22 protein-coding genes, 5 tRNA genes and 2 pseudogenes are annotated in these 21,353 nt (G+C 67.0%); 21 read left to right on the top strand and 8 right to left on the bottom strand.

Annotated features, from left to right (window positions below):
* Positions 1-477: 477 nt before the first annotated feature.
* Complete coding sequence (bga, locus tag Z052_RS15370; RefSeq protein WP_099289232.1) at positions 478-2,589, bottom strand: beta-galactosidase Bga; 2,112 nt, start codon at positions 2,587-2,589, stop codon at positions 478-480.
* A gap of 121 nt (positions 2,590-2,710) precedes the next feature.
* On the opposite strand from bga, the gene Z052_RS15365 reads away from it, so the two are divergent.
* Both Z052_RS15365 and kdgK1 read left to right on the top strand, forming a co-directional pair.
* Positions 2,711-4,732: a glycoside hydrolase family 36 protein gene (locus tag Z052_RS15365; protein WP_094552671.1), complete on the top strand. Its 2,022-nt coding sequence runs from the start codon at positions 2,711-2,713 to the stop codon at positions 4,730-4,732.
* A gap of 89 nt (positions 4,733-4,821) precedes the next feature.
* Entirely contained in the window at positions 4,822-5,778 is a 957-nt protein-coding gene (gene kdgK1 / locus Z052_RS15360; RefSeq protein WP_099289233.1) for a bifunctional 2-dehydro-3-deoxygluconokinase/2-dehydro-3-deoxygalactonokinase, read from the top strand.
* Positions 5,779-5,853: 75 nt separating this feature from the next.
* On the opposite strand, the gene Z052_RS15355 is transcribed toward kdgK1, so the two are convergent.
* Positions 5,854-6,303 (bottom strand): acyl-CoA thioesterase, encoded by a 450-nt coding sequence (locus Z052_RS15355; RefSeq protein WP_049931896.1) that lies wholly within the window; start codon positions 6,301-6,303, stop codon positions 5,854-5,856.
* A 180-nt stretch (positions 6,304-6,483) separates the two neighbouring features.
* Here Z052_RS15355 and Z052_RS15350 point away from each other — a divergent pair, with 180 nt between their 5' ends.
* A complete protein-coding gene (locus tag Z052_RS15350; RefSeq protein WP_099289231.1) occupies positions 6,484-8,061 on the top strand; it encodes a methyl-accepting chemotaxis protein in 1,578 nt (525 codons plus the stop codon).
* On the top strand, positions 8,054-8,794 hold the full coding sequence (locus Z052_RS15345; RefSeq protein WP_099289230.1) for a bacteriorhodopsin: 741 nt from the start codon (positions 8,054-8,056) through the stop codon (positions 8,792-8,794). Before Z052_RS15350 ends, Z052_RS15345 begins: the two co-directional genes overlap by 8 nt.
* 68 nt (positions 8,795-8,862) lie before the next feature.
* On the opposite strand, the gene Z052_RS15340 is transcribed toward Z052_RS15345, so the two are convergent.
* Genes Z052_RS15340 through Z052_RS15330 form a run of 3 tightly spaced genes read right to left on the bottom strand, consistent with a single transcriptional unit; the run spans position 8,863 to position 11,559 of the window.
* Positions 8,863-9,690, bottom strand: a complete 828-nt coding sequence (locus Z052_RS15340; RefSeq protein ID WP_099289229.1) for an undecaprenyl-diphosphate phosphatase — start codon at positions 9,688-9,690, stop codon at positions 8,863-8,865.
* Positions 9,691-9,735: 45 nt separating this feature from the next.
* Positions 9,736-10,398: a hypothetical protein gene (locus tag Z052_RS15335; RefSeq protein ID WP_099289228.1), complete on the bottom strand. Its 663-nt coding sequence runs from the start codon at positions 10,396-10,398 to the stop codon at positions 9,736-9,738.
* A gap of 60 nt (positions 10,399-10,458) precedes the next feature.
* Positions 10,459-11,559 carry a DUF4330 family protein gene (locus Z052_RS15330; RefSeq protein ID WP_099289227.1) on the bottom strand — a complete coding sequence of 367 codons (1,101 nt, stop codon included), beginning with the start codon at positions 11,557-11,559 and terminating at the stop codon, positions 10,459-10,461.
* A gap of 128 nt (positions 11,560-11,687) precedes the next feature.
* Here Z052_RS15330 and Z052_RS15325 point away from each other — a divergent pair, with 128 nt between their 5' ends.
* Positions 11,688-12,134 carry a VanZ family protein gene (locus Z052_RS15325; protein ID WP_049931902.1) on the top strand — a complete coding sequence of 149 codons (447 nt, stop codon included), beginning with the start codon at positions 11,688-11,690 and terminating at the stop codon, positions 12,132-12,134.
* Entirely contained in the window at positions 12,131-12,610 is a 480-nt protein-coding gene (locus Z052_RS15320; protein WP_199058302.1) for a hypothetical protein, read from the top strand. Before Z052_RS15325 ends, Z052_RS15320 begins: the two co-directional genes overlap by 4 nt.
* Before the next feature lie 3 nt (positions 12,611-12,613).
* Here the strand turns inward: Z052_RS15320 and aglM are convergent, their stop codons facing one another.
* Entirely contained in the window at positions 12,614-13,912 is a 1,299-nt protein-coding gene (aglM, locus tag Z052_RS15315) for a UDP-glucose 6-dehydrogenase AglM (RefSeq protein WP_099289225.1), read from the bottom strand.
* On the opposite strand from aglM, the gene Z052_RS21085 reads away from it, so the two are divergent.
* The 3 genes from Z052_RS21085 (at position 13,899) to Z052_RS15300 (ending at position 15,091) form a co-directional block, all read left to right on the top strand.
* Positions 13,899-14,234: a hypothetical protein gene (locus Z052_RS21085; protein WP_241897971.1), complete on the top strand. Its 336-nt coding sequence runs from the start codon at positions 13,899-13,901 to the stop codon at positions 14,232-14,234. The genes aglM and Z052_RS21085 overlap by 14 nt on opposite strands.
* A 123-nt stretch (positions 14,235-14,357) precedes the next feature.
* Complete coding sequence (locus Z052_RS15305; RefSeq protein ID WP_099289224.1) at positions 14,358-14,663, top strand: DUF6516 family protein; 306 nt, start codon at positions 14,358-14,360, stop codon at positions 14,661-14,663.
* A 23-nt stretch (positions 14,664-14,686) separates the two neighbouring features.
* Positions 14,687-15,091, top strand: a complete 405-nt coding sequence (locus tag Z052_RS15300) for a hypothetical protein (RefSeq protein WP_049931933.1) — start codon at positions 14,687-14,689, stop codon at positions 15,089-15,091.
* A gap of 48 nt (positions 15,092-15,139) precedes the next feature.
* Here the strand turns inward: Z052_RS15300 and Z052_RS21080 are convergent.
* Positions 15,140-15,349 (bottom strand): annotated as a pseudogene (locus tag Z052_RS21080) (UTP--glucose-1-phosphate uridylyltransferase); the annotation flags it as partial.
* A gap of 90 nt (positions 15,350-15,439) precedes the next feature.
* On the opposite strand from Z052_RS21080, the gene Z052_RS15290 reads away from it, so the two are divergent.
* Together Z052_RS15290 and Z052_RS15285 are read left to right on the top strand one after the other, a co-directional pair.
* Positions 15,440-15,958: a hypothetical protein gene (locus tag Z052_RS15290; RefSeq protein WP_049931910.1), complete on the top strand. Its 519-nt coding sequence runs from the start codon at positions 15,440-15,442 to the stop codon at positions 15,956-15,958.
* On the top strand, positions 15,955-16,395 hold the full coding sequence (locus tag Z052_RS15285) for a hypothetical protein (protein WP_049931912.1): 441 nt from the start codon (positions 15,955-15,957) through the stop codon (positions 16,393-16,395). Before Z052_RS15290 ends, Z052_RS15285 begins: the two co-directional genes overlap by 4 nt.
* A 104-nt stretch (positions 16,396-16,499) precedes the next feature.
* On the opposite strand, the gene aglF is transcribed toward Z052_RS15285, so the two are convergent.
* On the bottom strand, positions 16,500-17,270 hold the full coding sequence (gene aglF, locus Z052_RS15280) for a UTP--glucose-1-phosphate uridylyltransferase AglF (protein ID WP_049931913.1): 771 nt from the start codon (positions 17,268-17,270) through the stop codon (positions 16,500-16,502).
* Positions 17,271-17,543: 273 nt separating this feature from the next.
* Between aglF and Z052_RS15275 the strand changes: the two genes are divergently transcribed.
* The 10 genes and pseudogenes from Z052_RS15275 (at position 17,544) to Z052_RS15240 (ending at position 21,237) form a co-directional block, all read left to right on the top strand.
* Positions 17,544-17,795 carry a hypothetical protein gene (locus Z052_RS15275; RefSeq protein ID WP_080508589.1) on the top strand — a complete coding sequence of 84 codons (252 nt, stop codon included), beginning with the start codon at positions 17,544-17,546 and terminating at the stop codon, positions 17,793-17,795.
* 15 nt (positions 17,796-17,810) lie between these two features.
* Complete coding sequence (locus Z052_RS19900; RefSeq protein ID WP_129452297.1) at positions 17,811-18,083, top strand: hypothetical protein; 273 nt, start codon at positions 17,811-17,813, stop codon at positions 18,081-18,083.
* 43 nt (positions 18,084-18,126) lie between these two features.
* Entirely contained in the window at positions 18,127-18,519 is a 393-nt protein-coding gene (locus Z052_RS15270) for a hypothetical protein (protein ID WP_089309112.1), read from the top strand.
* 2 nt (positions 18,520-18,521) lie between these two features.
* Positions 18,522-19,082, top strand: coding sequence for a hypothetical protein (locus Z052_RS15265; protein WP_094520793.1), 561 nt, complete (start codon positions 18,522-18,524; stop codon positions 19,080-19,082).
* 64 nt (positions 19,083-19,146) lie between these two features.
* Positions 19,147-19,590, top strand: a pseudogene (locus Z052_RS15260) (zinc ribbon domain-containing protein); the annotation flags it as partial.
* A 627-nt stretch (positions 19,591-20,217) separates the two neighbouring features.
* Positions 20,218-20,293 (top strand) — tRNA-Gln (locus Z052_RS15255).
* 3 nt (positions 20,294-20,296) lie between these two features.
* Positions 20,297-20,370: transfer RNA gene (locus Z052_RS15250), tRNA-Asp, on the top strand.
* A gap of 252 nt (positions 20,371-20,622) precedes the next feature.
* Positions 20,623-20,695, top strand: a tRNA-Pro gene (locus Z052_RS15245).
* Positions 20,696-20,699: 4 nt separating this feature from the next.
* A tRNA-Ser gene (locus tag Z052_RS20285) sits at positions 20,700-20,782 on the top strand.
* 369 nt (positions 20,783-21,151) lie between these two features.
* Positions 21,152-21,237 (top strand) — tRNA-Ser (locus tag Z052_RS15240).
* Positions 21,238-21,353: the final 116 nt, after the last annotated feature.

Raw genomic sequence — 21,353 nt, 5'->3', positions numbered from 1 at the left:
CAGATGTGTATAAGAGTCAGAAACTACAACGGATGCTAAAGCCCCAGTCGCGAGGACTCGATGCGCTCGCTGCGGTCCTCAGTCGGTCGTTGCCACTCCCTCCCTGCGGTGCTTGCGTCGCCTGTGGCGGTTTCGCGGCTGCCCCTTCGATTCCCGCCCCGGAACAGCACCGCAGCCTCAAACCTCCCCATCCTCGTCGCTGGCGGCCGTCGCTTCGCTCCGCCCGCCACCGACTCCCTCGCCCGGCGCCGCTCGCGGGCCTCCGGCCCGCTCCCGGGCCCGCGCCGACCGCTTCGTCCATTTATAACCGATCGACGCCGTGGCGCACGCCTATTTAAATATCTTATTCGCACCACCGATCTGCAACACTCACTCCCGCTATCGATCAGGTAGCACTCTTCAACGACCGGCTGTTTCAGGCGAAAAGGTTTAAGAATGGGATTCAGCGGAGCCGTATGTTTCGACTGACGTGTCCGACTACGGCTGAGCGACCCGCAGACCGTCCACGCGGTCGCCCTCGATGACGACGACTCCGTACGACCCCACAACGGCGGTGTCAGCGCGCGAGTCCTCGCCGCCGTCACCCGCCGCGTCGACGGCGTCCCGGTCGGCGTCGTCGACCGCGAGCGAGTCGGGGTCGATCCCGGGCAGTCGGAGCCGGTCGCCCGTGAAGTTGGTCACCCACGTGTGGCCGCCGCGGTAGCCGACGCGGACGCCGTCCGGAAGCCGATCGGCGTAACGAATACCCGCGCGGTCGAGCAGGGCCGACGCGAGCGCGTCCGCCAGGTCCGGGTCGGGCCAGACCCCGCAGTAGGTGACGCGTCCGTCGCCGACCGCGTTGGCGACGACCGCCGGTCGACCGTCCGCCGGCCCGTCGACCTCGTACGTGTACCGGACCTCAGCGGCGTCCGGGTCGAGCCACTCGGCCCAAGTCCGGAACGAGGCGGACGGCGCCGCGCCGTCGTCGGCATCGCTCCCGTCGTCCGTGGGACCGTCCGCCCGCCGGACCGCCGTTTCGAGGCGCCGCGGCAGCGACTCGTGCTGGTCGACGGCCGCGCCGACGAGGTCGGTCAGCGGGCCGGGCTGCGACGTCGGTCGGAGCTTGTTCTCCGCGTCCTTCACGCCGGTTCGGGGTCCGAAGAGGACCTCCCCGCCACCGGCGACGTAGTCGGTCAGCCGGTCGGCGAGGTCCTCGGTGACGAGGTGGAGCGCGGGCGCGACGACGGCGGCGTATCCGGAGAGGTCGGCGCTCGGCGGGACCACGTCCACCTGGACGCCGCGACCGCGGACGGCGCCGTAGAACGCCTCTTGGAGCGCCCAGTAGTCGAACTCCGGGGCGTGGGGCTGCGCGTCGAGTGCCCACAGGGAGTCGTAGTCGAAGACGACCGCCACCGGCGCGTCCACGTGGTCGGCGCTGTCGAGCGCCGCGAACTCTTCGCTAGCGCGCGCGGCGTCAGCGTACCCGCGGTCGGGCGAGCCGTCCGCCTTCCGGAGGCCGGCGTGGTACTGCTCTTGCCCCTCGAGACAGCGCCGCCACCTGAAGTAGAGCACCGCGTCGGCCCCGTGAGCGGCGGCGTGGTGGGCCCACAGCCGCATCGCGCCCTCGCCCGGCTGGGGGCAGTGCGGCGGCCAGTTGACGTCGCCCGGCTGCTGTTCCATCACCCAGAACGGCCTGTCGAGCGCGCTCCGGTAGAGGTCGTGGTCCATCCCCACCTGGTCGGGGTCGCCGGCCCGCAGCTGGTCCGGCGACGCCTCCCCGTCGTAGCGGTCCTGAACGAATCCCGTCGGGTAGGAGTCCCAGGCGACGCGGTCGAGGTCCGCGCTCACGTCGTAGGCGTTCAGCGTTGGGAACCGTCCCATGAAGTTGTGAGTAACGAACCAGTTTGGGTCGGCCTCGCGTATCAGGTCGGCCTGGAGGCGGTTGTACTCGACGACCGAGTCGCTGGCGAAGCGCGCGTACGCCAGCAGCCGTGAGGGGTGGTGCTCCGTGGGGGTCGGCCCCGGCGGGTCGACCTCCTCGAACGAGCCGTACTGCTGGCTCCAGAACGCGTTCCCCCACGCCTCGTTGAGCCGGTCGACGTCGCCGTAGCGGTCCGCGAGCCACGTCCGGAACGCCTCGGCGCAGTCGTCGCAGTAACAGCGGACGGTCCGATGACAGCCGAACTCGTTGTCCGTCTGCCAGCCGGCGACGTGCGGCGAGTCGGCGTACCGTTCGGTGACCCGCTCGACGATCCGTGCCGTCTCCTCGCGGTAGGCGGTGGAGTTGAAACAGTAGTGGCGGCGGCTGCCGTGTTGACGGACGGTGCCGTCGGGCTCTTCCTGCCGGATCGACGGCCGCTCGTCGACTAGCCACTTCGGCGGCGTCGCCGTCGGCGTACATAACACCGCCTCCATCCCGTGGTCGCCAACGAGCTCGATCGCCTCGTCGAGCCACCTGAAGTCGAACTCCCCGCGCTCGGGCTCAAGAACTCCCCACGAGAACTCCGCCATCCGCACGTATTCGAGGCCGGCGTCGGCCATCGCGGCGATGTCGCGTTCCCACTCTTCGCTCGGCCAGTGTTCCGGGAAGTAACAGACTCCGGTTCGCATGGCTCACCGTGTCGACCGTGTCACCTAAGCGTTCGGATAGGCGGAGTCGACGGCGGTCGGCCTCCGCCCGACGGGGCGCTCGCGTGGCAGGGTATTTGTGGGGGCACGGAGAGGGTGTGATATGAACGAGGGCAGGGCGCACACCACCGCAGTCACGTACGACCCGACCGACCGCGAGGTCACGGTCGCGGACGACGCCGGCGACCTCCTCGTCGGGAGCCTCCACGCGGCGGCGACCGACGGGGAAGACGGGCGGGTGCGGGTCGCAGCGGTGTCGCTGTCGACGGAGGGCGGCGGCGTGACCGCGACCGTGACCGTCGAGAACGCCGGCGAGGAACCGGTCCGAGTCGGCGACGTGACGTGCGCGTTCGACACCGCGTTCGGCGCTGACGCGCGTGTGTACCGGCACGGGTACCAGTCGTGGACGCCGACGGGGACGCTCTCCGTCGGAGAGCGGTTCCCGATCGAGGACCCCGACAACGCCCCGATGATGAACGACCTCGCGGCGTCGACAGACGACCGGGTCAGCAGCTACCTGACCGGGCTCGTCGAGGGGGATCGCGGCGTCACGGCGGGGTTCCTCGAACACGACCGGTTCTGCACGCGGTTCGAGGTGGCCGACGACGCCGACGGGGTCGCGACGCTGCGCGCGGTGTGTCCGCTGGAGGGGACGCGCTTGGCGCCCGGCGAGCGGACCGAGCTACCGCCGTTGTGGGTTGACGCCGACCGCGACCTGCGGGAGGGACTGGCCGCGCTGGCCGACCGCGTCGGCGAGCGGATGGACGCCCGCGTACCCGAGCGCGCGCCGACCGGGTGGTGTTCGTGGTACCACTACTTCACCGATGTCACCGAGGCGGACGTGCGGGAGAACCTCGCGGAACTCAGAGGGTGGGAGATCCCGGTCGACGTGGTCCAAGTCGACGACGGCTACATGGAGGCGTTCGGTGACTGGCGGTCGATCGCCGACGGGTTCGAGGATATGAGCGCCGTTGCGGGTGACATCGCGACCGCGGGGTACCGCCCGGGATTGTGGCTCGCGCCGTTCTACGTGGAGGCCGGCGCTGACCTGTATGCCGACCACCCGGACTGGTTCGTCACGGAGCCGACGGACGGCGCTGGCGACGGTCCGGGAACGCCGGTCGACGGCGGCTTCCGCGCCGGGTCCGAGCTGTACGGGCTCGACACGACGCACCCAGAGGTCCTCGACTGGCTCCGCGAGACCGTCTCGACGGTTGTCGACGAGTGGGGATTCACCTACCTGAAGCTCGACTTCCTCTTCGCGGCGGCACTCCCCGGCGAGCGGCACGACCCCGAGGCCACCCGGATCGAGGCGTATCGGCGGGGCGTGGAAGCGATCGCCGAGGCGGCCGGCGACGACGCGTTCCTCCTCGGCTGCGGCGCGCCGATGGCCCCGAGCGTCGGGCTCTTCGACGCCATGCGGGTCGGCCCGGACACTGACCCGACATGGGAGACGCCGGGGGAGTCGGGGAGTCAGCCGGGGCTGAAAAACGCCGTCCGCAACACACTCACCCGAAACTTTCTCCACCGGCGGTGGTGGCTCAACGACCCCGACTGCCAGCTCGTCCGAGACACGAGCGACCTCACCGCGGCCGAGCGTGAGTCGTTCGCGGCGCTCGTCGCCGCGACCGGCGGCGTGAACGTGTTCTCTGACCGGCTCGCGGAGATCGGTGCGGCCGGCCGCCGGCTTCTCGAACGGACGATCCCGCCCGCGACCGGCGGCGAGGTCGGGCGACTCGACGAGGAGCGGTTCCCGTCGCGAGTCGTCTGCGACCGGCCGGGCGACGGGGCCACGACCGTCGCCCTGTTTAATTGGGCGGACGAGCCGTCGACCGTCAGGTTCGACGCGCGCGAGCACGGGTGGAGGGGGGGACCAGAATCGGACCGGGTCGTCTGGGACGGGCTCTCCGGCTCGGTTGTTGCCGGTCCGGTCGTCGAGCGCGAGCTGCCGCCGCACGGCGCGGCCGTGTTCGCCGTCGTCTCGGCCGAGGACGGCGACCTGCTCGGCGACGCCGCGACGCTCACGGGGGGGTCGGACCGCGCGTCGGGGGCGACCGTTCGAGACGGGGCCCTCACGGCGGCGGTCGACGGGGAGCGCGTGACGTTCGCGCTCGACCGCGAGTGACGACCGCCGCCGATCACCCGTTCTTATAATTGGTCGAGCGTAGCACCGGGTATGAACACGTTCGAGACCTGCTGTGTGGGGTGGCGCCGATGACCGACCTCGTGACCTTCGGCGAGACGATGCTCCGGCTGTCGCCGCCGCGCGGCGACCGGCTCGAGACGACGCGCGAGCTGGCCGTCCAGGCCGGCGGCGCGGAGAGCAACGTCGCGGTCGGCGCGGCGCGGCTCGGCGCCGACGCCGCGTGGCTGTCGAAGCTCCCGGACTCGCCGCTCGGCCGGCGGGTGACGAGCGAGCTCCGAAGTCACGGGGTCAGCCCGGAAGTCGCGTGGGCGGACCCGGACGAGAGTCGGGTCGGGACGTACTACCTCGAACACGGCGGCGCCCCGCGCGGGACGAACGTGATCTACGACCGCGCCGACGCCGCGATCACGACCGTCGAGCCCGACGAGCTCCCCGCGGCGCCGCTCGACGGCGCGGAGTGGTTCCACACGACGGGGATCACGCCGGCGCTGTCGCCGGCCGCCGCGGAGACGACGACCGCGCTCCTGCGCCGCGCGGGCGAGGCGGGCGCCACCCGCTCGTTCGACCTGAACTACCGGTCGAAGCTGTGGGGGCCCGACGAGGCGCGCGACGCGTACGAGACGCTGTTCGAGCACGTCGACACCCTGTTCGTCCCGCACCGGGACGCGCGGGCGGTGCTGGACCGCGACGGCGACGCCGTCGAGGTCGCCCACGGCCTCGCGACCGACCACGCCCTCGACACCGTGGTGGTCACCCGCGGCGACGAGGGGGCGACGGCGCTCACGGGCGGCGACGTGTACGAGCAGGCGGTGTTCGAGGCGGAGACGTTCGACGCGATCGGCACCGGCGACGCGTTCGTCGCCGGGTTCGTCGCCGAGCGACTGCGGGGCGGCGACGTCTCCGCGGCCCTGGAGTGGGGGTCGGCGACGGCGGCCGTGAAGCGGACGACCGACGGCGACCTCGCGGTCACGACCCGCGCGGAGGTCGCGTCCGTCATCGACGGCGCCGACCGGATCAGCCGCTGACGCGTCGAGCGTCGCGCGCGCGGCGGTCGGCCCGCACGTTCGGTGGTCCTCGTTTGGATCGGTCGTCTCGGCCGCTCAGCGGTCCTCGTCTGGCTCCGCAGCGAGCGCCTCGTCGCGGAGTTCGCGGCAGCGCTCGCCCGCGACCTCCAGGTCCGGGACGGGCGTCGGCTCCCCGTCGGCGTCGACGGCGACGAACACGAAGTACGACTCCGTGGTGAGCTCGCGCTCCCCGGTCCGCGGCGACTCGCGGTACGCGCGGATCCGCGTCCGGAGGCTCGTCCGCCCGACTGCGTACACGTACGACTCGATGACGCAGGTGTCCCCCTGCGGCACCGGCCGCTTGAAGTCGAGCTCGTTGATCTTGGCCGTGACGCAGGTCTCGCCCGCGGCGCGCATCGCCGACATCGCGCCGATCTCGTCCATCCACTTGACGACGTTCCCCCCGTGGGCCGACGCGTAGTTGTTCGTGTGGGTGGGCTGGACGCGCTGGCGGTTCTCGATGTAGGTCTCGCTGACGCTGGGCATGGATACGGGTGGCACGGCCGAGGGAAAAGCCCGCGCCCCGGCGCGTCGCCGGCTCGCAGTCGCTCGATTTCCGATCGCCGACCGCTCTGCCCGCGGCTCGCACGCTCGCCGCTCTGATTATCGATCCCGGTAATTTCGCCTGTACTCCTAAGTAAGGTGGTTATTACTCTCCGATCATACATGCTGAACGTAATCACCGGGCGGTACGGTCGACGCGTCGGGGCGGCGGTGCTCTCGACCCTCGTCGTCACGCTCGGGTTCGTCGGCCTCTTCGCGGGCCACGTCGCGACGGTCGGGACGCCGGAGGCCGCGACCGCGTCGCTCATGGGGATCGGCGTCGTCCTCACCCTGAACCTGGGCCTGCTGGGGATCGTCATGGTCGGCAACGTCGCCGTCGAGCTCCGGCGGCTGACGCAGACGGCCGAGGCCGTCGGCCGCGGCGAGTTCGACGCGAGCGCCAGCTCCGACCGCGGCGACGAGATCGGGCGACTCTTCGACGCCTTCGACGAGACCCGGCGGTCGCTGCGGGACGCGGTCGCCGAGTCCGAACGCGCGAAGTCGGAGGCGGAGACGGCCCGTGAGGAGGCCGAGGAGCTCTCCGACACGCTGCTCGAACGCGCCGACGAGATCGGCGGCGCGATGGAGCGGGCGGCCGACGGCGACCTCTCCCGACAGCTCTCCGAGGAGAGCGAGGTCGACGCGATCGAGCGCATCACGGCCGCGTACAACGAGATGACCGGCGGGCTCTCGACGACGATCGAGGACATCCAGACGTTCGCGGGCGACGTGGAGGCGACGAGCGAGGAGATGGCCGCCGAGGCCGACGACGTGGCCGCGATGAACGAGGAGGTGGCCGACGAGATGCGAACGCTCGCCGACGAGTTGGACGAGCAGACCGACCGGCTGCGCGAGACGGCCGCCGACACCGACGACTTCTCGGCGACCGTCGAGGAGATCGCCTCCACCACCGACGAGGTGGCGGGCGACGCGAGCGCCGCGGCCGAGCTCGGCGCGGAGGGCGAACGGCGGGCGACCGAGGCGGTCGAGGCGATCGTCGAGATCGGCGACCTGCTGACGGAGCTCGACGACCTCGTGGCGGGGCTCGACGACCGGATGGACGGCGTCGCGGAGACGACCGACGTGATCGCCGACATCGCCGAGCAGACCAACATCCTCGCCCTGAACGCCTCGATCGAGGCGTCGCGGGCGGGCGGCGACGGCGACGGCTTCGCGGTCGTCGCCGACGAGGTGAAGGGGCTCGCCGAGGAGACCCGCGAGTCAACGACGGAGATCGAGGCGACGATCGGCGAGGTGACCGAGGACGTCTCCGCGGTCGCCGGCGAGATGGACCGGACGATGACGGAGCTCGACGAGACGACGTCGGCGGTCGAGGCCGCGGGCGAGGCGATCGAGGAACTCACCGGCACCGTCGAGGACGTCGACGTCGCGATGGGCGACATCGCGCGGGCGACCGACGAGGGCGCCGAGGGGATCGAGTCGGTCGCGGCGCGCGTCGAGGCGGTCCACGGCTCCGCCACCGACGCCGCGGACCGGGCGCGCTCGCTCGCCGAGACCGCCGACGAGACGGCCGAGACGGTGGGCGAGCTGGCGGAGACGGCGACGGCGCTCTCCGAGCGGACCGCGTCGCTCACCGAGCGCCTCGCCCAGTTCGAGACGCGGGCGGAAGCGGCCGAGATCGGGGGTGCGGCCGCTCCCGGAGCAGCTGCGGGCGACGCGGAGGTGAGCGCCGATGATTGAGCCGTCGACGGTGCGGTTCGCCTCGGCGGGGGTCTACGCGGTCTCCGCTGTCGTCCTGCTCGCCTTGGCGCGGCGCAAACCCCCCGAGCTGCGGCGGTACTGCTACCCGTTCGTCGCGGTCGTGGCGCTCGCGGGCGTCGGGATCGGGATGTGGGGCGCCGGGATCGGGGCGTTCTCGGTCGGGAGCGGCACGCTGGAGGCGGGGCAGCTGCTCTCCGACTACGTCGCGTACCCCTTCCTGTTCGGGTTCGCGGCGTTCGTCTCGGGGGCGGGCCGGCGGTACGTCTGGGGGATCGTCGCGCTCACCGTCGCGATGCGGCTCGGCTACGACTTCGCCGAAGTGTTCGCGGGACCGCTCGCGACCGCGGGCACCCTCGCGATCCTCGTCGGCTACCTCGTCCTGATCGGGCTGTTCTTCGGGCCGGTGGCAAGCGTGGCCGCCCGACAGCCGCCCGCCCGGGAGCTGTTTTACAAGAAGACGCGGAACCTCGCGCTGTTCGCGTTCGGCGTCCTGATCGCGTGGGCGATGTTACAGATCGCCGGGCTGTTCGATCAGTTCTCCGCGGCGGTGACCTTGGAGTACCTCGATCTCCTCCTGCGCGTCGGGTTCGCGGGCTTCGTGTTCGCGAACGTGGAGACGCTGGCGGCCGAGGCCGACTCCGAGATCGGCGAGGAGGACGGTGATGCGGGTCGGGGCACGACCGCGACGGTGTCGGTGTCGAGCGCGGACTGAGTCGGCGTAATCGGACCTTTTACGCAGCCGGGTAATCCCGTAGACGGGTTGCCGTCGCGTGATTCAGTTCACACGAGTAGCGCGATCCCGCCCCCGCCGACGATCGCGAGCGCGCCGAGGGCGAAACACACCGTCGCGAACGGGACGCGCTCGACGACGCGCATGAGCGCGTCGATCGTCAGGTAGCCGACGACGCCGCTCACGCCGAGCGCGACCGCCGCGGGCACCGGCGCGATCCCCGGCAGGCCGCCCGCGCTCGTGACGGTCAGCGCGGCCGCGCCGACGCTCGCGGGAATCGACAGCAGGAAGGAGAGCCGAAACGCCGTCGGGGGGTCGTAGCTGCGGAACAGCAGCGCGCTCGCGGTCACGCCCGACCGAGAGATCCCGGGGAGGATGGCGAACCCCTGCGCGCCCCCGACGAGGATCGAATCGACCAGCGAGGGCGTCTCGCGGCCGCCCATGCTCACCGTGTCCGAGGCCCGCTGGAGCAGGCCGGTGATCACGAGGAGGACGCCGATCGCGGCGACGAAGACGCCGCCCGTGAGCTCGCTGACGAGGTCGACGGCGAGGACGTATAACGGAATCCCGACGACCCCGGTGAAAAGCGACGCCACGACGACGTACGTCGCGATCGCGTGGTCCGCGTCGTACGCCGTCGCGGGGCGCCATCCGGGGATCGCCCTGAGGATGGTCGCGATCTCCGCGCGGTAGTACGTCGCGGCCGACAGCGTCGTCCCCAGCTGGAGGAATAAGGCGAGCTGGACGGCCACCGCGGGGTCGGTGCCGACGAGCGTGAGCACGAGCGAGAGGTTCCCCTGACTCGAGATGGGGAGCCACTCGACGACCCCCTGAACGATCCCGGCGAGTATCGCAACGAGCAGCTCCGTGGTGGTCACTACCCGAATCGGGCGCGGGCAGTCACTTAAGCGACCCCGTTTGGCCTAGCGGTCGGAGCGGGTCCGCCGGTCGACCGACGGCTCCGGCTCGGACGGTTCCGTCCCGTCGGGGTCGCCCGCGTTCGCGTCCTCGTCCGTCGAGCGGTGCTCCCGTCCGGTCTCAGTCGCGTTCGCATCGGCGGTCGCTCCCTCCGGCGGCTCCGGGGGTTCGAGCGCGGCGACGAGGAGCTCGACCGGACGCGTCTCGCGCAGCGCCGCCCAGCTCCGGCGCTCGCGGGTGGCGAGTACGCCGGCGGCGACGAGGCCGCCCGCAACGACGAGGCGAGTCGTCCCGAGCGTTCCGGACGCGACGCTCGCCAGTCCGAGGGCGAGGCCCGCCGCGAGGAGCGCCAGCCCGACGGCGACCGCCGGCGCCGCCAGCGTCTGCCGCACGCCGCCCCGGACCGCGGCCGCCAGGCGGGAGTCGTCGAGCGCGGGGAGGAGCCGGTCGAGGACCGCATCGAGGAGGCGAATGAACGGGCCGACCGTCCACGTCCCCCGGAGGTCGATCACGATCACCTCCGGGTCCGGCTCCGCGGTGAGCCAGCGGTACAGGTACGAGTCGCGCACGGCGTCGGCGGTGCGCCGCGACAGGCGACCGAGACGCGACTCGCGGGCCGCCCGCTGTACGCCTCCGGCCAGCGTACCCGCCTCCGTCTCGTCACTCATCTGAACCGATCTTCGGGTGGGCGCTCATGTGTGTTGCGACTGTGGCGGACCTGGACGTGGTTACCGCCCCACGGTGACGACCGTCGCCTCCACAGTAACCGTGCCGAGATCGAGCGCCACGGTCGACCCCTGCCGGATCTGGTCGCCCTTGAACGCGAGGCCGCTCGGCATCTCTCGGAGCTGGAGGTCCGCGGTGATCGTCACCTCGCGATTCACCGGGTGGTCCACGACGTTGACGCTGCCGTTCTCGCCGGTGGTGATGATGAGCGACGGCTCCGTCTCCACGCCGGTGACGCGAGCGACGGTGGTGTCGCCGGTCTGCTCGACCATCCCCGGTTCGATGGCGTCCGCGAAGTCCTCGCGAACCTCCTCCATCCGGAGCGTCACGGTCCGGGTCGTTGTCGCGTCCATGTCGATATCGTGGCTGACCTGTTCGATTCGCGCGTCGAGTGTGTACTCATTTGTGGGAAGTGTTACGCTCTGTCCCCGCCTGACTGGACTGCCGCCGAACCGGAGCCGGTCCTGCTGGCGGTGCCCGGCGAGCGTCGCTTCAACGAACAGCTGTCGTTGGGTCGATCGGTTGGTCGTGTAGGTGGTGACGTTGTTGATGCGGGCCACGGTGCGGTCGCTGAGGCGAATCTCGTCACCGGGGGTCACCGCCTGCGCGGTGCCCGCATCGACTTGACTCGAGAGCAACACGCGCTGTTGTTCGGTAGCCAATGCGTCGCTGTCGCCGACGTCACGAATCTGGCCGTTGACCTGATAGCGGTCGGTCGTGATATCGAGCGTCCGTCCGAGTCGTGGTGGGGCCCCTGCGTACGTGAGACTTCCTTGCTCGTTGCGTTCGCCTTCAAGCGCTACACGGAGGACGACGCGAGTCTGACCGTCCTGTGGCGTGAGATGAACGTCTGTTATCCGGAGTGTTGACGTGCTATCGGAGTCGTAGGTATCACCCTCCTCGATAGCGTCGACAACGTACGGCGAGACGGTGCCAACGTCGAGCGTCGCGTACGTGGTGTCCGTCTCCGGTGGCGGCGCTGGGTCGTCGGTGAGCACGAACGCGGCGCCTGCGACGACGACGGCGGCGATCAGCAGCACGACGAGCGCGTCGATGACGTTAACGCGGCCGAACAGCCGTCCCTCGTCGTCGATCAACTCCATGGAGGTCCCTCCGAGCGCGGCATTACCAACGACGACCGGCGCGCGCGTAAAAAGCGTATTCGTTCGGCGTGCGCTCAACTGCGCGGATCCGTACCCTTTTGCCGGCGCCCACAGAGGAGCGTGGTACGATGAGTCGGCTCCGACTCCCGCTCGTGCCGCGGTGGCTCCGCCTCGCCGGCGTCGTCGCGGTCGCGTCGACGATCCTCTACTACTCGGTGTTCACGCCGCCGGGAAGCGGCGTGATACGGACCGGCCCCCTCGGCGTGTTCCCGTACGGCACGTGGCTCCACGGGCTGGCGTACGCGGGGCTCGCGGTGACGCTCGCGTACGCGTTTCAGGACTCGCCGTGGCGCGACCGAACCGTGTTGGGCGTCGTGTTCCTGCTCGCTGTCGGCTACGGCGGGAGTATCGAGCTGCTCCAGTCGACGCTCGACGCGCGCACGGCCGACTTCGGCGACCTGCTCACCAACGCGGTCGGGGCCGCCGTCGCGGCCGTGTGCTGGCGCGTACTGACGCGCAGGGTTCGGTTCTATCGGATGCGGCGGGTTGGCGAGATCGAGGCGCCGGTCCAGTGAGCATGGTCCAGTTCAACCGAACGCGAGTCTCCCTCCGCGTCGCGCTCGGCTGTTGCTGCCTACTCGCGTGTCTTGGCGGCGCGTACCTCGGGCTACCCGCCTACGAGACGTCGATCGATGCGCAAGCACCCACTGAGGAGGCGATGGCGGCGTCGCTCGACGCGTACTCGCCGAGCGAGATCGAGCCGATCGAGTTCGAGGCCCTGTCTCCGGAAGAACAGGCCGCAGTCAGGGGGGGGGGGGCGGTCGGCTCGGCGGACCGCATCTACTCGGACCGCGGGCCGTCGGATGAAGGTACTCGGTTCGCGTACCGCAACGACGTGACGAACCACTACTTCGTCGAGTACGAGGGGTCGATCTACCTCGTTCGCGTCGTCGTCGATATCGGCTATCTCCTCTTGGCCGGGTCGCTCGCCGGCGGTGGCGTCGGGGCGCTCCTCGTCGTGAGCGGCCTATGGCGTCGCCGGTCCGGGTGATCGCTACCAGGTGAGCCCCTCGTAGGTGAGGCCGTCGCGCCGTTCGATGATCCGTCGGCCGTCGACGACGATCGGGGCGTCCATCGCGTCGAACTCCGCGTCGAGCGCGGCGAACTCGTCCCAGTCGGTACAGACGACGCACGCGCTCGCGCCGTCGAGCGCGGCCGCCGCCGAGTCGGCGTACTCGACGTCCGGGAAGTGCGCGCGCATGTTCTCCGTCGCCACCGGATCGTACGCGACCACGGTCGCACCGCGCGCTTGTAGCCCCTCGATGACGGGAATCGCCCGGGAGTTCCGCACGTCGTCGGTGCCGGGCTTGAACGAGAGCCCGAGGACGGCGACGCGCTCGCCGCGCACGTCGACGTGGTCGTCGAGCAGCGCGAGCAGCCGCTCGGGCTGGCCGTCGTTCACGCGCACGGCGGCTTCGAGTAGTTCGGGGTCGTAGCCGGTCTCCTTCGCGGCGGCGATTATGGCATTTAAATCTTTCGGGAAGCAACTCCCCCCCCATCCTAAGCCGGAGCGGAGGAAGCGCTCGCCGATGCGGTCGTCGAGGCCGACCGCGTCGGCCACCTCGTAGGCGTCGACGCCGAATTGCTTGCAGACGTTCCCGATGTCGTTGATGAGGCTGACCTTGCTCGCGAGGAACGCGTTGTTGGCGTACTTGATCATCTCGGCCTCGGCGATCCCCGTCTCGACGACCGCGGCGTCGGTGGCGTCGAGGAGCGGTTCGAACACCCCACGAAGGGCGTCGAGCGCGACCGCGTCGTCGGGCCGCGTGCCGAACACGACCTTGTCGGGCGACTGGAAGTCCGCGACGGCCGTCCCCTCGCGGAGGAACTCTGGGTTCATCGCCACATGGAGGTCGTCGCCGAACTCCTTCCCCGAGGCTTCGACGAGGATCGGGGCGAGTGTCTCCCCGGTGGTCGTCGGGACGACGGTGCTTTTCGTCACGACGACGTGGTCGCCATCCTTCGTCCGGAGGGCGTCGCCGAGCGCCTCGGCGCCCGCCTCGATGATCGACGTGTCGATGCTCCCGTCGTCGTTCGCGGGGGTCGGCAGCGCGAGGAACGTGAGGTCGGTGTCGCGGACGGCGGCGTAGTCGGTCGTCGCCGTGAGCGTGCCGCCGCCGTGTTCCGCGAGGAGGTCGTCGAGACCCGGTTCGTGGATCGGCGCGCGGCCGTCGTTGATCGCCGCGACGATCTCCTCGTCGATGTCGACGTTCACCACCTCGTGGCCCATGTCGGCGAAGCAGGCCGCGACGGTCGTCCCCACGTAGCCGCTGCCGACGATGCTCACGCGCATTAGATGGGGGTTCGGGGACGGGCGTTTTAGGGTTTGGCACCGCGTCGGGCTCGTCGACATCCTCGATGCTGGTGTCGGATTCTGCGATCTCGTCGCCGGCGAGGCTCCACTTGGCTTTGTCGCGGTCCTCGGGGTAGTCGACGTCGAAACAGCCAACCAACTCCGTGCGAGCCTTAGCCGGACAGAAGACCTCACAGATGAACGCGACCGTCGACAAGCGCCCCGTGAGTGGGACCACCTCGAGACGCGCCGGCGCCTCGTCGAAGACGCACTCCGCCTCCACGACCGCTTCCCCGGCGAACGACGCTCCGCGTCCGCATGAGTATCGGAGCGGAAACCCAGCCCTCTCTTGAACCTCTCTCGGATATGTTCGGCTTCTATCTCCAAACCTATGTTCTTTCGTCCACACCTTTATTTCTATGGAGATGACAACATAGGGTGACGGATGGCGTCCTACACCACCATCGAAGATTGGAAGGATGTCGAAGATGGCTACGTCGTTGATGTGACCATCCGGCAGACGGAGGCGGCAAAATACCCGAGTGGATGGAACTACGGCCTACACCTCGGAGAGGTTGGCGGCGACACCATCCTTCGCTACGATAACGCCCACGAACGGACGAAGGGTCACGAACGCCACACAAGAGATGATGACGAAACCATTCCGTTTCCGGGAATGCTGGCCCTGTATGACCGCTTCAAGCGGGACGTCGAAGAGCTGACCCCCGTTTCGTGGGACTGGCCGGAGTAGGACGCTTCCAAGAGAGACACACCATGCCCACGCTCAAAATCACCGTCGGCAAACGCGATCGCCTCGACCAGCGTACGCGCAGCCGTATCAAGGCCGCCCAAGAGGATGAAGACCTCGACGACGCTCAGCCAGTACTCAACTTCGGCTCGTACGCTGAACTCAACCGCCTCCTTAGTCCGAAGAACTTGGAGCTACTGGAGGCAATCTTCGAACACGAACCCGAAAGCATTCGTGAAACTGCGGGCCTGGTGGATCGAGACTACAAGCAAGTACACCACAATCTCTCCGAACTCGAAGATATCGGCGTCATCGAGTTCGAAGGCGGCGGCACAGGACAAGCGAAGAAGCCGCTGCTGGCTTACGACGGTCTCGAGATAGATATCCCCTTCGCGAGTTCGAACGGGAACGTCGGCACAGCAGCACCGTGAACGAGAGACTTTCGTAGCGCTTTCACGATACCGCTCGTCCTCGGCGCCCTACGCGTCGGACTCGACGACCGCGTCGGCGTCAGCGTCGTCACCGTCCGCGTCGGCGTCGTCGCCCCGGAGCCGGCGCTCGGCCTCGTCGCGGTCCTCGGGGTAGCCGACGTCGATACGCCAGCCGTCGAGGCCGATGGCGTCGATGATGTGACCCGACTGGATGAGCAGGTCGACGGCGTCGCCGACCTCGTACTCGTCGCGGTTCGAGGACAGACGCGGTGGACCGAGAGCCGCCGTGTATCACATTTAATTTGAACTACCTCAAATTATTTCTACGTAGGGACTATATCAGCGGTCATGAGCGACGAACCGGACCGGAGCTGGACTAACGGTCTGTCGGCGGCCGATCGCGTCGAAGCGGTCGCCCTCACGGTCGGGAAACCCCGAACAGCCAATTGGATAGCCGAAGAAGCCGAGGTCGCCCACGAGACGGCGACGAAGTACCTCACACGACTGGTCGACGACGGTACACTGCGATCGGACACGCGCGGTCAGCAGACGACGTACGAGCCGGATCCGGTGGGTCAGTATCTCGCCGAGATGCGCGAACTCTACGAGGAACACTCGCCCGACGAACTCGCTGCGAGCCTCGAAGACATAAACGAGCAGATCCGCACGTGGAAGACGAAATACGACGTCGAAACGGCCAATCAGCTCCGTGCGAGCCTCGGCCGGACAGACGACGTCACAGACGAACGCAATCGTCGACAAGCGGCCCGCGAGTGGGATCACCTCGAGACGCGCCGGCGTCTCGTCGAAGACGCACTCCGCCTCTACGACCGCTTCCCCGGTGAACGCCGCTCCGCGTCCGCATGAACCGCGGTGCGGAAAATCCGGCCCTCTACCGGACGCTCAAGGACGTCTTGGAGCGACAAGCGGAGGTCACCTCCGTCCGCTTCGAACCGGACGCGATCCAGAAGCGGTACCTCGCCGCTGCGATCGACTCACAGCGGGTCGTCCCGCCGACCGGCTCCGAGTCACCGCAGCTCGAGGTCCACTGGAAGCTCACGCCGCCCCATGACGAGTTCAGGATCGACTACGCCGATCCGAACGCGGAGTTCCACTGCGGCTGGCATCAAGACGACGACCACGACGACCTCGGCGCAGCGCATTTCCAGTACCAGACAGCTTCGATGGAAACTCCGGCGTATGAAGCGGTCGTGTTCGAAGCGGCGTCTCCTCCGAAACTCCTCTGGGAGTGCTGTGAGGACCTCTTCAACAACGTCATTCCCGACTACACGGGAGAACTGTAGTACGGGAACTGTCCCGATCCTACGGCTATGCTCCGTGAGATTCTCCAGCGGATGGCAACAAAGACCGCGTTAATGGCGTCGCGATAGCTCTCGTTCTCGTCGCCCTACGCGTCGGACTCGACGACTGCGTCCGCGTCCGCCTCGTCACCGTCCGCGTCGGCGTCGTCGCCCTGGAGCCGGCGCTCGGCCTCGTCGCGGTCCTCGGGGTAGCCCACGTCGATGCGCCAGCCGTCGAGGCCGATGGCGTCGATGGTGCGGCCCGACTGGATGAGCAGATCCACGGCGTCGCTGATCTCGTACTCGTCGCGGTTCGAGGGCTGGACGAGGTGGCAGGCGTGGAAGATCGCGGGCGTGAACGTGTAGAAGCCGGTCATCACGAGGTTGCTCGGCGGGTCCTCGGGCTTCTCGACGACGTCCGTGATCTCGCCGTACTGGTTGGTGTCGCAGACGCCGTAGCGGGAGGCCTCCTTCCAGGGGACCTCCTCGACGAGGAAGGCGGCGTCCGCGCGCTCCTCGCGCTGGCGACGGACGACGTCCTTGAGGTTCGCCTGGAAGATGTTGTCGCCGAGGATGAGCATGAAGTCGTCGTCGACGTGTTCCTCGACCGTGAGGAGCGCGTGGGCGAGTCCCTTCTGCTCGCGCTGGTGCGTGTAGGTGATCGGGACGCCCTCGTAGGCGTCGCCGTAGTGGTCGATGATTACCTCCTTCATGTAGCCGACGACGACGATGAGCTCGTCGGCGCCGAGCTCGATCAGCTGATCGAAGCAGTGGGTGATGAGGGGTTTGCCGTCGACCTCGACCATCCCCTTCGGTTTGTCGTCCGTGAGCGGGCGGAGGCGCGTGCCCTTGCCGGCCGCGAGTACGACTGCTTGCATGATTCGAGGATTCTGGTCAGGCAATCATAAGGATTCTGCCTTTCCGAGTCGGCTGGTCGCACTGTCCACACGACTTGTAGTGTGTGACTGGCGCCGATGGAGTTGATGCTGTACTGGAACTTATGTACTCTACAAAAAGTATTTGTCATAGGTCTCGGCACACGCTATCATGAATCTCCGAACGTTGGTCGGAAAGCCACACACTCGGTGAGACGGTCCGTGCGACCGCCCTTCCGGGGCCGTAGCGGGCTGTACTCCGGTGTGTGCCAACCCATGGACGACGATGAACTCATCCGTCGAGAACTGCGCAGCGCTCGTGAAGAACTTGTCCGCAAACGCGCACGACAGTCGGACGACCTGCCGGCATCGACGAGTCAGCTTCCGTTGATGCCGGAGCGGGACGACGCGTTCCTCCGTCTCGCTCTGATGAGCGTCGAAGACCTCGAAACGCACATCGATCGGCTCGAACGCGATCTCGCCGACTTGGAAGCCGGTATCGATCGCCCGGACGCAGAGATTGAATAAGCACGTCGAACGCGTATGAATCTCACTGAAAATACAATCTACCGCCACGACGAACTCGGAGAAGTACTCGTGCTCGGTGTCCACCACATCTTCGAAACGTACGATCCGGACTCGGCGGACGGCCGTCTTCGATCGAGAGTCGTCCGCTACACTGCGGAGTGGGACGATTATGGTCCGATGCCCTCCAGTGTCCGTACCACGCCGGTCGATGAGTTTCGGACGGTCGTTGGCGACACCGTTCGAACGTGGGAGGGCGTTGAGTGGTCAACGAATGATCCACTCGATTGAACGGCAAAGAAACTATGTGTGTGTAGATTCTACACATAGTGTGATGGCTGAGGAAAAAACACGCGTCGATTTTAACGCCCCGAAGTCCCTCGTTGAGCGCGCCGATAGCGCGATTGAAATCCTCGACATCTCTCGTACCCGTCTCATCATCGACGCACTTGAAGACGAACTCGAAGAGCTTGTAAACGACGAGGAGTTCCAGCGACGGCTGAGCGACGCCTACTACGACGGCCGGGTCGATTACGACACCGTCGAAGCAATTCTGGGCCGTGAGGAGGCACTGCGATTGAAACTCCTCCGAGAGTCGATCGATCGGACGCCCGCTATACCCACACTCGAGGATGGGCTCCCGAGTGACGATGCCTTCTACGACGGCGAGATTTCCGAATGGACGGATTCAAATTCGGCTGATTCTGATGACGAGTCGCGTGCCTGATAATGTCGGAGCACGCCGTTGCCGTCGTCGATACGAATGTACTGTTGAATCTCGCCACGCCGGTCGTTGACGGGCGGCCGAAGGCTCCCTCTGGCGGGGACCCACTCAAAACACTCCTCACCGGGTACGACGTCCACGTACCAGCGAGTGTTCTCGGCGAGGTCACCCATGCCACGGGAGATGATGACCTCCTAGCTGCTGCCGCGGATCTCATCCTCCAAGCTGCCCATCATATAACAACACACGATGTCGACAACCGGGCCGACGAGCCGATCGACTATGGGCTTGATCAGGGGGAGGCCGAAGGTGTCTGGCTGGCCAACGAGTTGGAGGCAGAACTCTTCATCACGGACGAATTCAACACTACCAACTACCTTTTCATTAATCTCGCACTTGACGACCGGAACACACTCTTCACGACACCACACATGCTCTGTATCCTCGCAACTCACAAGATCCTGCCCATAGAATACGTCGACGCTGTGCTCAGCTACTACGTCGAAACCAAAGGCTGGGATACACAATATGTGGCGCAATTGCGCCAAGAGTATCTCCACGGTTGATTTCTTCGAGTACGACCTGTGTTTCGGGCTGAGCCACAACAGCCCCACCGTCGATAGCGGGTTCGTGACTGCGTTTGAGGACTTGACAGACATCCGCAACCGAACGGGTGCGTCGTGGGGTCACAAGTGGGCGTTCCGAACCCTGTACGAGCAGGTAGAATACAAAGCCGAAGCGGTCGGCATCTCGGTGAAGCAAGTCGGGTCGGCGTACACGTCACAGCGGTGTGCCGAGTGTGGATTCACAGCTGAGGAGAATCGCACGACTCGGATCGGCTTCCGGTGCGTGAAGTGTGAGTCGGAAGCCAACGCGGACTACAATGCGGCGAAGAACATCGGGATGCGGTACGTCCGTCGAGGCCAACAGTCGTCTCGACGGACGGGAAACAGTCAGCTTGCCCTCAAGTCTGGAACAGTGACGCCGAGTGACGGATTCACCGCCCACCCGGACGGGTTCGAGGCCGAGTTCACGGACAAGCCCCATCACCAGAAGTCACAGACTTCTGGTTAGCAGCCAGAACTCGAAGAGTTCTGACGACACCCTCCACGAGCGAACCCGTCAGAGTGAGCGAAGTAGGGTGGGGTAGTTGACTGATCGGACCGCGAACTAGATTCGTCAAAATAGTGCCTATAGTTACCACACCCTGACTAATTTTAATACAGTTCCCACAATAATCTGTAACAGACGTCCAAAATAAACCTCGTAAACGGAGAATCCCGCAACATGGTCGATACTCGCTTCAAACCGCGGCGTGCTTGCTCTTGTTTAGCCGCGGGTCGCGTGTTCAGCGAGTACCTACAAGACCAGCGTGCGGAGAGACCGGACGAGAATCGTCGAGCCTGCGTCACCATCGAACACGAGAGCGCGACGCACTCCGGCGATCTCCGGACACTCTCACCCGCATAACCTGGCTCCCACGCGGACTACCCGTCAGGGGCTGGGGAACACGGGAGTGCCGCCTGCTTTCGCCTCGTACTCGCTTAGCTCACAGCGTCACGCGAGTACGGCGACTGAAGCTCGTGGCAGTTTGGTCTGCGTTCGTTCCTGACAATGGAACGAACGAGCGATTCCGTACGCGCTGAGCGTACGAGGAGTCGCTAGCACACACCCCCCGCAGCGTTAGCTGCGGCTACGTCAAGCCCCGGAGTCTCCGCTGGCGAGGGACGCCGGACTTTGAATCCGGAAGTCGCCGGTTCGATTCCGGCCGGGGCGACATGCCGACGTGGTGTAATCCGGCGATCATACGGTCCTGTCACGGCCGTGATCCGGGTTCAAATCCCGGCGTCGGCGTGGACGCGTGGACAAACCACGTGGGGATACCCATCGAGGTAGGCAGCCCGTTGGTGCGATCAGCTGGATCGTTCCGACGATGCTGGGCCCAGCAGGGTCTGCAACCTACATGAGCCGGTGTGGTATTCCCGGGAACCTCCCGAAGTACGCCCCCGCGATGAGACGCGCAACCACGACTACTCGGTCGCGGTTGCGCAGTTGGAAACAGTCGTACAGATAGATAACTAACTGCCGAACGCTCGGCAGTCCCGTGAGCCGATGGTCCAGCGGACGACGAACTGTGCCTTGGGCGCACAGGACCGAGGTTCGAATCCTCGTCGGCTCAGTGTGCCGTGACTGGGGAATGGTGACCCCACTGGCCTGCTACGCCAGCCCCGGCGACGGGTTCCCGGTTCGAATCCGGGACACGGCGTGATGCCAACGAATGTCTGCCCTGACTGCGAAGAAGAAGCGTTCCGCCACGTTCCACTCGGTGAGACAACGTCCATCGACACGATTGGAAGTGTGAGAATCTGCGTCACCGAGGACGGCGCGTACTTCCACGGAACGAGGTAACCGTCATCCATCCCTGCTGTGACTGGGTGCTGATGAACACATTCGCCTCGGTAGTAAAGCTCAGAAGCTGAGTAATGCGCGTCTTCCGGTGTCCTGGTGAGAAACGCGAGGCGGGCTCATCGGAGCAAGTTCTGACGGAGATGGTGAGACATGCGGATAGGCGACCGCGCTCGGTTTGAAACCGAGAGCCAGGAGGCTTCGGAGTTCGACTCTCCGTCTCACCGTTGGCGGGGTTTCCCTAGCTTGGTCAAGGGACTGCGTTGGAACCGCAGCGTCCGCAAGGACACGAGTGTTCAAATCGCTCTCCCGCCGCTGCGTGCCAAAGTGATTCGCAGAGTCGCCGGCGATTCTCGAATTGCGCCGCCATGCCAGAGTGGTCAAACGGACACGGTCGAGACCCGTGTGGTTATACTCACGGCCATAAGTAC

This window comes from Halorubrum sp. C191 (genome assembly GCF_002727095.1).
Lineage (GTDB): Archaea > Halobacteriota > Halobacteria > Halobacteriales > Haloferacaceae > Halorubrum > Halorubrum ezzemoulense.
Note: the sequence above shows the minus strand (reverse complement) of the source record. Positions and strands in the feature narration are given on the sequence as shown.